Below are 10,980 nucleotides of genomic sequence, written 5' to 3'. Positions count from 1 at the left end.
GCGCGCGGCTGGGCTGCGTGGCGAATCAGCCCGGGATCTTGCCTTCCACGCCTTCGACGTAGAACTTCACGCCATGCAGGAAGCCGTCGTCGGCCACCTGGTCCTTGGCCAGCTGTTCCTTGCCGGTGTTGTCCTTGATCGGACCCTTCCAGATCGGCGCGCTGCCGTCGGCGATGCCCTTCTTGCGCTCTTCGACCAGCGCCTTGACGTCAGCCGGCACATCGGCGTTGAAGCTCTTCAGGTCAATCATGCCTTCCTTCAGGCCCCACCACGTGGTGCTGTTCTTCCACTGCTTGTTCAGCACGTCTTCCACCACCTTGTTGTAGTAGACGCCCCACGAGATCACCGACGCGGCCAGGTGGGCCTTGTCGCCGAACTTGCTCATGTCGCTGTCCCAGCCGAAGGCGTGCACGCCCTTTTCCTGCGCGGTCTGCACCACGGCGGCGGAGTCGGTGTTCTGCATCAGCATGTCGACGCCCTGGCCGATCAGCGTGGTGGCGGCTTCGCGCTCCTTGCCCGGATCGAACCACTTGTTGACCCACACCACCTTGACCGTGGCCTTGGGGTTGACGCTGCGCGCGCCCAGCGTGAACGAGTCGATATTGCGGATCACCTCGGGGATGGGCACCGATGCCACCACGCCCATCTTGCCGGTCTTGCTCATCTTGCCCGCGACCACGCCCGCCAGGTAGGCGCCTTCATAAGTGCGCACGTCGTACTGGGCCAGGTTCTCGGCGGTCTTGAAGCCGGTGGCGTGCTCGAACTTTACGTCCGGGAATTCCTTGGCGACCTTGAGCATCGACTCCATGTAGCCGAAGGTGGTGCCGAAGATCAGCTTGTTGCCCTGGCTGGCCAGGTCGCGGAACACGCGCTCGGCGTCGGCCGCGGATTCGGGCACGTTCTCGACGAAGGAGGTCTTGACCTTGTCGCCGAACTTCTCTTCCACGGCCTTGCGGCCGTTGTCATGCGCGAAGGTCCAGCCGGCATCGCCGACCGGCCCGATATAGACGAAGGCGACCTTGAGCGGCTCGGCCTTCTGCTCGGCCGCGGGCGCGGAGGCCGCGCCCGCCGTCTCGGCAGGCTTGTCGGCCTCTTTCTTGCCGCAGCCCGCGAGGGTCAGCAAGGCGGTGGCGGCCAGGGCCGCCAGGGTCTTCCTGCGCGTGACGATCATGATTTCTCCTTGTGATGAATTGTTGGTAGCTCAGGGATTTCCGTCAAAAAACTCGAGGCTCAGGCATTGCCGGGCCGGAAGGGCTTGCCCAGCGAGGCCGGCATGTTCAGCCGGATCCAGGCCGGGTTGCGCGAGATCAGCGCCAGCACCACGATGGTGGCCGCGTACGGCAGCATCGACAGGAACTGCGACGGCACCGACACGCCGATCCCTTGCAGGTAGAACTGCAGGATGGTCACGCCGCCGAACAGCCACGCGCCCACCAGCACGCGGCCCGGGCGCCAGGTGGCGAAGGTGGTCAGCGCCAGCGCGATCCAGCCGCGACCGGCGACCAGGTTCTCGACCCACATCGGCGTGTACACCAGCGACAGGTAGGCGCCGGCAAGCCCGCAGCAGGCGCCGCCGAACAGCAGCGCGCCAAAGCGGATGGTGCGCACCGGGTAGCCCAGCGCGTGCGCCGATTCCGGCGCTTCGCCGATCGCGCGCAAGGTCAGCCCCGCGCGCGTGCGGAACAGGAACCACATGATGGCAAAGCACAGCAGCAGGCTGAAATACACCATCCAGTGATGCTGGAAGAAGGCCGGCCCGAAGAAGGGCAGGTCGGCCAGGCCGGGCACGGCCTTGGCCTGCGCCGGCATGGCGAAGCCGACAAAGCGCTGGCCCATGAAGGCCGACAGGCCGGTGCCGAAGATCGACAGCGCCAGGCCGGTGGCGACCTGGTTGGTGGCCAGCACCAGCGCCAGCCACGAGAACAGCGTGGCCATCAGCATGCCGGCGAGCGCGCCGGCGGCAAAGCCGAGCAGCGGCGACTGGGTCTGGTAGCCGACCATGAAGCCGGCCACCGCGGCGACCAGCATCATGCCTTCGGCGCCGAGGTTGAGCACGCCCGAGCGCTCGTTGATCAGCAGGCCCAGCGCGGCCAGCAGCAGCGGCGTGCCGGCGTTGATGGCGGTGGCGATAAGGGGAGCGAGTTGTTCCATATTGTTCTGTAGCTCCGCTCAGGCCGTGGTGGCGCGCCAGCGCAGGCGGTTTTCGATCAGCGTGTCGCAGGCCAGCAGGAAGAACAGCAGCATGCCCTGGAACACCCAGCCAATGGCCGACGGCAGGCCCAGGCGCGATTGCGCCATCTCGCCGCCGATATAGAACAGCGACATCATGATGCCGCCGAAGACCGTGCCGACCGGATGCAGCCGGCCGATAAAGGCGACGATGATGGCGGTGAAGCCGTAGCCCGGCGAGATCGACGGCAGCAGCTGGCCGATCGGGCCGGTCACTTCGAACGCGCCCGCCAGGCCCGCGGTGGCGCCCGAGATCAGCAGTGCGCTCCACAGCGCGCTGCGCGCCGAGAAACCCGCGTAGCGCGCCGCCGCCGGCGCGGTGCCGCCCACCTGCAGGCGGTAGCCGGCAAAGCTGCGGAACACGAACACGGTCATCACCGCCACCAGCACCAGCATCACGGCAAAGCCGGCATGCAGGCGCGAGCCCGACATCAGGTTGGGCAGCAGGTACTCGGACGAGAACACCTTCGACTGCGGGAAGTTCATGCCGTTGGGATCCTTCAGCGGCCCGTTGACCACCCACAGCAGCAGCTGCTGAGCGATATAGGTGAGCATCAGCGAGACCAGGATCTCGTTGGCGTTGAACCTGTCCTTGAGCACCGCCGTGAGCGAGGCCCACAGCATGCCGCCGACCATGCCGGCGAGTGAGGCCAGCACCAGCACCACGGTGCCGTTCATGGCCTGGCCCGGCACATCGAAGTAAAGCACGGTGGCGCCGGCGCAGATGCCGCCGGCAATCAGCTGCCCGTCGGCGCCGATATTCCACACGTTGGCGCGGTAGCACACCGACAGGCCGAGTGCGCACAGCACCAGCGGCACGGTCTTGAGCAGCACCTCGCCGATGGCGCGCTGGTCGCGCAGCGGATCGGCCAGGAAGACCTTGAGCGCGGCCACGGGGTCCTTGCCGAGCACCAGGAACAGCAGCGCGCCGAAAAGGAGCGTCAGCGCCAGTGCGACCACCGGCGAGGCATAGGCCATGGTGCGCGAGGGCAGGCCACGCGGCGCCAGCGAGAGGGGGGAGCGGGGCAGCAGTTGTCGCACATCAGCCATGGCTTGCCACCTCCGCGCCGGATTGCGCCTGGGCGGGCCCGCCTTGCCACAGTCCGCTCATCCACAGGCCGATCTGCTCGCGCGTCGCGGTCTCGGCCGGCACCGAAGGCGACAAGCGGCCCTTGGCGATCACGTGCAGCCGGTCGCAGATCGCGAACAGCTCGTCGAGCTCTTCCGACACCACCAGGATGGCGCAGCCGGTGGCCTTCAGCGCCAGGATCTCGTTGTGGATCTGCGCCGCGGCGCCAACGTCCACACCCCAGGTCGGTTGCGCCACGATCAGTACCTTAGGGCCGCTTTCGATCTCGCGGCCGACAATGAATTTCTGCAGGTTGCCGCCCGACAGGCTGCGCGCCAGCGCGTGCGGCCCGCTGGCCTTGACGCGGAAGCGGCTGATCACGGCCGAAGCCAGCCCGGTGGCCGCGCCGGGCGAAATCATGCCTTGCCTCACATAGGGTGGCGTCTGGTGCGACAGCAGGATATTGGTCGCCAGGCTCATGCCCGGCACCGCGCCGCGGCCCAGGCGCTCTTCCGGCACGAAGGCCAGGCCCGCGCGCCGGCGCTGGCGCGCATCGAGCCGGCCGACTGGCTTGCCGCCGAGCTGTACCGACATGTTGTCTGCGCGTGTGTCTTCACCGGACAGCGCGGCCAGCAGCTCCTGCTGCCCGTTGCCGGACACGCCGGCAATGCCGACGATCTCGCCGGCGTGGACATCCAGCGAGATCCTGCTCAGCTCGGTCGCGAAGGCATGCGCGCGCGGCAGCGACAGGCCCTGCACGCTGAGCCGCACCGGGCCGCGCTCGGCAGCCACGCGCGTCTCGCGCGGGGGCTCGCCGCCGATCATCAGCCGCGACAGCGAGGCCGCGGTTTCCTGGCGCGGATCGCACACGCCGGTGACCTTGCCCATGCGCATCACGGTGGCCTGATGGCACAGTGCGCGGATCTCGTCGAGCTTGTGGCTGATGTAGAGGATGCTGGTGCCTTCGGCGGCCAGCTGGCGCAGCGTGACGAAGAGCGTTTCCACTGCCTGCGGGGTCAGCACCGAGGTGGGCTCGTCCAGGATCAGCAACTGCGGATTGGCCAGCAGCGCGCGCACGATCTCCACGCGCTGGCGCTCGCCGACCGACAGCGTATGCACATGGCGGTTCGGCTCCAGCGGCAGCCCGTAGCGCTCGGCGGTGGCGCGGATGCGCTCGGCCAGCTGCTTCATGTTGCCTTGCTGTCCGGCGGGCAGGCCGAGTGCGATGTTCTCGGTCACGGTCAGCGTGTCGAACAGCGAGAAATGCTGGAACACCATGGCGATGCCCAGGTTGCGGGCGTCGTGCGGACTGTTGATGGTGACCGGCGCCCCGTTGAAGTGCATCTCGCCGGCATCCGGACGGACCGCGCCAAAGATAATCTTCATCAGGGTGGATTTGCCTGCGCCGTTTTCACCCAGCACGGCATGGATCTCGCCGGGGGCGACGCTGAGGCTGACGTCGTCATTGGCGACGACGCCCGGGTAGCGCTTGCTGATATGGGCCAGCGCCAGCCTGGGAGGGAGTTGTGATGTCACTGAGGCGGCTCGGGTTGTTGTGATGGCAGCAACGTGGGATGAGTCAACAGCGCGGCAGTGCGTGGCGCAGCATCGCCGCGACGCATTGCAGCATTCATCATGGTTTGGTGATGCCCGATATTGGTGATGGATTATATAAGTGACAGGACACCGGGCGGGCCGATTCCGGCGTCATTCCAGTCCCTGCAACGGTTTGGGGGTGGTTGCAAGTCGCGTGCCGGCCACAGCACGAAAAAAAGCCGCCGGCTCCTTGCGGAGCAAGCGGCTGGACTGGAGCAGCGGCGGGCGGCCAGGGCGGCCGCTCGCCGGCAGGGCTCAGGCGCCGGTGGTGGCGGCGCTGGTGGCGAAGCGCCCGTCGCGGAAATCCGCCAGGGTCTGGTAGATCTGCTCCTGCGTGTTCATCACGAACGGCCCGTACTGCGCGATCGGCTCGTTCAGCGGCTGGCCCGCGATCAGCAGGAAGCGCGCGTCGGCCTCGGCCCTGACGATGACGCCGTCAGACTGGCCGGCGTTGTCCAGCACGCCCATGCGCTGGGCCTCGATCACGGCGCGGTCGTCGCCGCTGCCGATCGAAACCTCGCCCCGGTACACGTAGACGAACGCGTTGTGCCCGGCCGGCAGCGCCTGCGCAAAGGCCTGGCCGGCCGGCAGGTGCACGTCCAGGTAGACCGGCTCGGTCACCGGGCGCGTGATCGCGCCGGCCACGCCGTGCGTGGCGCCCGCCAGCACGCGCACCGTGGCGCCGTTGTCCAGCGCAACCGTCGGGATCTCGGCGGCGGGCAGGTCGCGGTACCACGGCGCGGTCATCTTGTCCGCGGCCGGCAGGTTCAGCCATAGCTGGAAGCCTTCCATGCGGCCGTCTTCCTGCTCGGGCATTTCCGAGTGGACCACGCCTGCGCCTGCCACCATCCACTGCGCGCCGCCGTTCTGCAGCAGCCCCTCGTTGCCGGCGCTGTCGCGATGGCGCATGCGCCCGGCCAGCATGTAGGTGATGGTCTCGAAGCCGCGGTGCGGGTGATCGGGGAAGCCGCCGATGTAGTCGTCCTTGCTGTCGGTGCCGAAGGCATCGAGCATCAGGAACGGGTCCAGCCGGCGCTGCAGGTTCTGCGTCAGCACGCGGGTCAGCTTGACGCCGGCGCCGTCCGAGGTGGCAATGCCCCGCACCACGCGGTCCACGGCGCGCGAGCGTTGCACGGTTTCGGCGGCGGCGGCGGGAACGGTGGCGAAGGTGGTGGCAAGGGTGTCCATGTCTTTCTCCTGTAGGCGGGTTCCGCGCGGCAATGGCCGGGCCGGTTTCCCCGTCGTTTCAGCTACCTCGTCAATTTAGTGTTTTGGCGCGGAAAGAGTAGAGGGTCGCCGGGCAACAGATTGTTCTGCTGGCGTACCGACTGGTGGTCCAGGTTCTTTCGAATTCAGAACGATCCGGGAGGTCGCCGTGTGCCGGCTAATGCACGGCCGAACATGCCGTCCCACTGCCGCCAATTCGCGCAAGATCGGCGCAGGAAGGCCGGAAAAATGCGGGAAGATGACAGGATCGATGAAGATCGCTATAATAGCGCTCTCTTTGTCATCCGTTGAGGTGAGATGCGGGGGTGTCAAAACCTCGTCAGCCCTTGCCAGTCAACGGCCGATGGACCGGCGGCGCGTCGGAAAACTTCAATATTTGCGCTGCCACTGGCCAACCGATCGCAACAACTTTGCGTCGCCGGTTGCGCCGCTTCAGGGACTGCCAATCCAACCCGGCATCCCGTCAATCGGACTTCCCGCCCACGGCGGAGGAATCCACAGACCGTCCGCCGGCAATCGTGCCGGTCATGGCGGCAATGCAATCTGAACCGGGACTGGTGGCGCCCTATCTCCGCACGCACCAGCCCATATTGTTTTCCATCGCCGGGAAGTGGCGTGCTGCGCGCTTTTCGGTTTCGGAAAAGGGGAGAGTATGTCAAAGCAATCGGCACGGGTCTTCGCCTGGGCAGGACTGACGCTGGCCGCGCTGGCTGCACTGGTGGCATGGATCGGCGTCGATGTGATTCGCCAGTACCAGGAGCGCCTGCTCTACGACGTGGCCGACCACCTGCGCCTGGTGGTGCTGTCCATGACGCTGGCGCTGGCCACCGGCATCCCGGCCGGCATCGCGCTGAGCCGCCCGTGCATGCGCCGCTGGGCCGACCGCCTGATGCAGGTTTTCAACGTGGGCAATACCGTGCCGTCGCTGGCGGTGCTGGCGCTGGCCCTGGCCGTGCTCGGCATCGGCGAGCGGCCCGCCATCCTGGCGCTGTGGCTGGCCTCGCTGCTGCCGATCGTGCGCAACACCTACGAAGGCCTGCGCAATGTCTCGCCCACGCTGCTGGAAGCGGCGCGTGGCATCGGCATGACGCCGGTGCAGCGCCTGGTGCGCGTGGAATTGCCCAACGCGCTGCCGGTGATGCTGGCCGGCATCCGCATCGCCCTGGTCATCAACGTGGGCACGGTGCCGCTGTCCTTCCTGATCGGTGCCAACAGCCTGGGCGAGCTGATCTTCCCGGGCATCTACCTGAACAACCAGCCGCTGCTGCTGCTGGGCGCGGCCGCCACGGCGCTGCTGGCGCTGGCCCTGGACGCGCTCTTTGCCGCCGCCGGCCAGCTGTACCTGCGCCGGCGCGGGCTGGCGCGCTGAACATGGGGACCGAAATGGAAAACCAGATGCAATTCATCCGCCGCCGTGCCCGGCGCGTCGCCCTGGTGGTGGCTGCAGTCACCGCTTTTGCGGCGGGGCTGGCGCTGGCCACTGCGCCTGAAGCGCGTGCAGAGGCCACGCCGATCCGCGTGGGCGGCAAGAACTTCACCGAGCAGCTGCTGCTGTCGTCGATGACTTCGAAATACCTGCGCGCCAAGGGCCTCACCACCGAACTGACCGCCGGCCTGGGCAGCACGCTGATGCGCCAGGCGATGGAGAGCAACCAGCTCGACGTGGTGTGGGACTACACCGGCACCGCGCTGATCGTGTTCAACAAGGTCCAGGAAAAACTCGGCGCCAGGGAAAGCTACGAGCGCGTCAAGCAGATGGACGGCGCGCGCGGGCTGGTGTGGCTCGATGCCTCGAACATCAACAACACCTATGCGCTGGCGATGCCAAAGGAACGCGCGGCCAGCGGCGTGACCACGCTGTCGGGCTTTGCCGAGCAGATGCGCCGCGCCGGCTCCGACGCCAGCCACCCGTTCGCGGTCGACATGGAATTCGCTGCGCGCCCGGACGGCCTGGAGCCGCTCAAGGCGCTGTACAAGCTGCCGTTCTCGCGCCGCGACGTGATCCAGCTCGACCCGGGCCTGGTCTACACCGCACTGAAGAACAACCAGGTGGAGCTGGGCCTGGTCTATGCGACCGACGGCCGCGTCAAGGGCTTCGACCTGGTGCTGCTGGAAGACGACCTGCACTTCTTCCCGCCGTACAACGCGGTGCCGGTGGTGCGCAAGCCGGTGCTCGACAAGCATCCGGAACTGGCCGGCCTGCTCAATGCACTCGCTGCCAAGCTCGACAACGAGAGCATGACCGACATGAACTACAAGGTGGACATCGGCCAGCAGCCGGTGGACAAGGTCGCGGAGGACTTCCTGCGCAGCCACGGACTGATCTGAGGGAGGCCGCATGGACTTGTTCTCTTACCTGCAGCACAGCTGGCCCACGCTGCTGAAAATGACCGGCGAGCACCTGGCGCTGGTGGGCTCGGCAGTGGGGCTGGCGATCCTGATCGGGGTGCCACTGGGCATCGTGATCACGCGCTTCCGCGCGCTGGCCACGCCGCTGCTGGCGCTGGCGACGATCGTGCTGACGCTGCCGTCGATCGCGCTGTTCGGGCTGATGATCCCGATCTTCGCGCGCTTCGGCCATGCGCTCGGCTACGTGCCCGCGGTGACGGCGGTGTTCCTGTACTCGCTGCTGCCGATCATGCGCAACACCTACACCGCGCTGGCCAATGTCGACCCCGGCATCCAGGAAGCGGGGCGCGGCATCGGCATGACCGCCTGGCAACGCATGCGGCTGGTGGACCTGCCGCTGGCGGTGCCGGTGATCCTCGGCGGCGTGCGTACCGCCGTGGTGATGAATATCGGGGTTGCCACCATTGCCGCCATCATCGGCGCGGGTGGCCTTGGGGTGCTGATCCTGCAGGCGATCAGCCAGAGCAACATGAGCAAGCTGGCCGTGGGCGCGGTCCTGGTCAGCCTGCTCGCCATCGTGGCGGACGCCTTCCTGCAGTGGTTGCAGCGGGCACTGACGCCAAAGGGAATCCGCATATGATCGAACTCGACCAACTCACCAAGTCCTTCCCGCAGAAAGACGGCACCGAAACGCGCGCCGTCGACACCGTGTCGCTGACGGTGCCGCGCGGCGAGATCTGCGTCTTCCTCGGCCCCTCGGGCTGCGGCAAGACCACCACGCTGAAGATGATCAACCGGCTGATCGAGCCGACCTCGGGCACGGTGCGCATCGAGGGCGAGGATACGCGCGGCCTTGACGGCGTGACCCTGCGCCGCAAGATCGGCTACGTAATTCAGCAGATCGGCCTGTTCCCCAACATGACCATCGAAGAGAACATCATGGTGGTGCCGCGCCTGCTCGGCTGGGACAAGAAGCAATGCCGCGAGCGCGCGCGCGAGCTGATGGCGATGGTGCAGCTCGATCCCAACCGGCTGCTGAAGCGCTATCCGCGCGAGCTCTCCGGCGGGCAGCAGCAGCGCATCGGCGTGATCCGCGCGCTGGCGGCCGACGCGCCGCTGCTGCTGATGGACGAGCCCTTCGGCGCGGTCGACCCGATCAACCGCGAGAGCATCCAGAACGAATTCCTGCAGATGCAGCGCCAGCTCGGCAAGACCGTGATCATGGTCTCTCACGATATCGACGAAGCGATCAAGCTGGCCGACAAGGTGGCGGTGTTCCGCCGCGGCAAGCTGGTGCAGTTCGACCATCCCGACGCGCTGCTGGCGCATCCGGCCGATGAGTTCGTGCAGGCCTTCGTCGGCCATGACAACACCCTCAAGCGACTGCTGCTGGTGCGCGCCGGCGACGCCGCCACCATGCCGCCGAGCTGCCGCCCCGACATGCCGCTGGCCGAAGCGCTGGGCGTGATGGACGATGCCGACGTGCGCCACCTGCCGGTGGTGGACGACGCCCAGGTCGCGCTGGGCTACGTCACGCGCCGCGATGCGCGATCCGGCAAGGGGCAGTGCAGCGACGTGATGCGCCCGTTCGCCGTCACCGCGGCCTTCGACGAGCACCTGCGCATCGTGCTGTCGCGCATGTACCAGCACAACACCAGCTGGCTGCCGGTGATGGGCGCGGACGGCGCCTACCTGGGCGAGGTCACGCAGGAATCGATCGCAGGGTACCTGAGCTCGGGACGTTCGCGCGGGCAGGCCGGGGTGCTGGCCGCCTCCGCTTCCGCGCCGCTGCGGGCGGCGGCCTGAGCCAGCGGCAGGGCGGCGGCATCCGCGCTATGCTAGGTGCATGCTCCGCTATTGCCGCTCGCCCTTGTGCCTGGTCGTCGAAACCCGCTGGCTGATACCGCGCGGGTTTGACGGCTTCACGCCCGGTCCGCTGATCCTGCTGCGCCCCGGCGCCAGCCAGGCGCTGATCGAGCATGAGAAGGTGCATGTGCGCCAGTTCTGGCGCAGCTGGGGCCTGATGGGCGTGCTCTACCTGGCCAGCCGGCGCTGGCGCCTGCGCTATGAAGTGGAGGCCTACCGCGAACAACTGCGGCACAGCCCGCCGGGCGCGGCGCATGGCCTGGCGCGCGTGCTGGCGTGCAAGTACCGGCTCAGGATTTCAGAAGCCGAGGCGTACCGTCTGCTGACGCAAGACCTGCACGGCGATCTCTAATGAAAAACGGCCCGCACCAGTTACTGGTGCGGGCCGTTTCTCTTGTCTGGCGGAAGCGGTGAGATTCGAACTCACGGATGGGTCACCCCATCGGCAGTTTTCAAGACTGCTGCCTTAAACCACTCGGCCACGCTTCCTGGAAGTGCGGGCATTGTAGCGCGAAAGGGCATGGGCCCGGCGCGCTGCCGCCTGCAGACCTGACGGTCAGGCCGCGCATTATACAAGGCTCGCGTGGATCGATGGTGGTCTTGTGTTGCGGCACGCAAGCGCGCGTAAACTTCCTGCCACATCC

Annotated in this window: 10 protein-coding genes and 1 tRNA gene; 5 read left to right on the top strand and 6 right to left on the bottom strand. The window is 67.2% G+C overall.

Going from position 1 to position 10,980, the window contains the following annotated elements:
- Nucleotides 1-25 precede the first annotated feature (25 nt).
- From AC3WRI_RS19210 to AC3WRI_RS19190, 5 genes are all read right to left on the bottom strand, one after another.
- A complete protein-coding gene (locus tag AC3WRI_RS19210) occupies nt 26-1,171 on the bottom strand; it encodes a BMP family ABC transporter substrate-binding protein (RefSeq protein ID WP_010809242.1) in 1,146 nt (381 codons plus the stop codon).
- A gap of 59 nt (nt 1,172-1,230) precedes the next feature.
- Complete coding sequence (locus AC3WRI_RS19205; protein WP_010809241.1) at nt 1,231-2,151, bottom strand: ABC transporter permease; 921 nt, start codon at nt 2,149-2,151, stop codon at nt 1,231-1,233.
- Nucleotides 2,152-2,169: 18 nt separating this feature from the next.
- Nucleotides 2,170-3,279, bottom strand: coding sequence for an ABC transporter permease (locus AC3WRI_RS19200; protein ID WP_010809240.1), 1,110 nt, complete (start codon nt 3,277-3,279; stop codon nt 2,170-2,172).
- Nucleotides 3,272-4,834, bottom strand: a complete 1,563-nt coding sequence (locus tag AC3WRI_RS19195; protein WP_010809239.1) for an ABC transporter ATP-binding protein — start codon at nt 4,832-4,834, stop codon at nt 3,272-3,274. The genes AC3WRI_RS19200 and AC3WRI_RS19195 overlap by 8 nt, the downstream gene beginning before the upstream one ends.
- Before the next feature lie 315 nt (nt 4,835-5,149).
- On the bottom strand, nt 5,150-6,082 hold the full coding sequence (locus AC3WRI_RS19190) for a pirin family protein (RefSeq protein WP_492293796.1): 933 nt from the start codon (nt 6,080-6,082) through the stop codon (nt 5,150-5,152).
- A 691-nt stretch (nt 6,083-6,773) separates the two neighbouring features.
- Between AC3WRI_RS19190 and AC3WRI_RS19185 the strand changes: the two genes are divergently transcribed.
- Genes AC3WRI_RS19185 through AC3WRI_RS19165 form a run of 5 tightly spaced genes read left to right on the top strand, consistent with a single transcriptional unit; the run spans nt 6,774 to nt 10,688 of the window.
- Entirely contained in the window at nt 6,774-7,490 is a 717-nt protein-coding gene (locus AC3WRI_RS19185) for an ABC transporter permease (RefSeq protein WP_011614803.1), read from the top strand.
- 26 nt (nt 7,491-7,516) lie between these two features.
- Complete coding sequence (locus tag AC3WRI_RS19180; protein WP_231881390.1) at nt 7,517-8,449, top strand: glycine betaine ABC transporter substrate-binding protein; 933 nt, start codon at nt 7,517-7,519, stop codon at nt 8,447-8,449.
- 10 nt (nt 8,450-8,459) lie between these two features.
- Nucleotides 8,460-9,110 (top strand): ABC transporter permease, encoded by a 651-nt coding sequence (locus AC3WRI_RS19175; protein WP_058696960.1) that lies wholly within the window; start codon nt 8,460-8,462, stop codon nt 9,108-9,110.
- On the top strand, nt 9,107-10,276 hold the full coding sequence (locus AC3WRI_RS19170) for an osmoprotectant ABC transporter ATP-binding protein OsmV (RefSeq protein ID WP_011614805.1): 1,170 nt from the start codon (nt 9,107-9,109) through the stop codon (nt 10,274-10,276). Before AC3WRI_RS19175 ends, AC3WRI_RS19170 begins: the two co-directional genes overlap by 4 nt.
- A 40-nt stretch (nt 10,277-10,316) precedes the next feature.
- Nucleotides 10,317-10,688, top strand: a complete 372-nt coding sequence (locus AC3WRI_RS19165) for a hypothetical protein (protein WP_010809233.1) — start codon at nt 10,317-10,319, stop codon at nt 10,686-10,688.
- A 47-nt stretch (nt 10,689-10,735) separates the two neighbouring features.
- Here AC3WRI_RS19165 and AC3WRI_RS19160 read toward each other — a convergent pair.
- Nucleotides 10,736-10,825, bottom strand: a tRNA-Ser gene (locus tag AC3WRI_RS19160).
- Between the last annotated feature and the right edge of the window lie 155 nt (nt 10,826-10,980).

This window comes from Cupriavidus sp. FW305-27, assembly GCF_058787995.1.
This window is presented reverse-complemented; position numbering and strand designations above follow the sequence as displayed.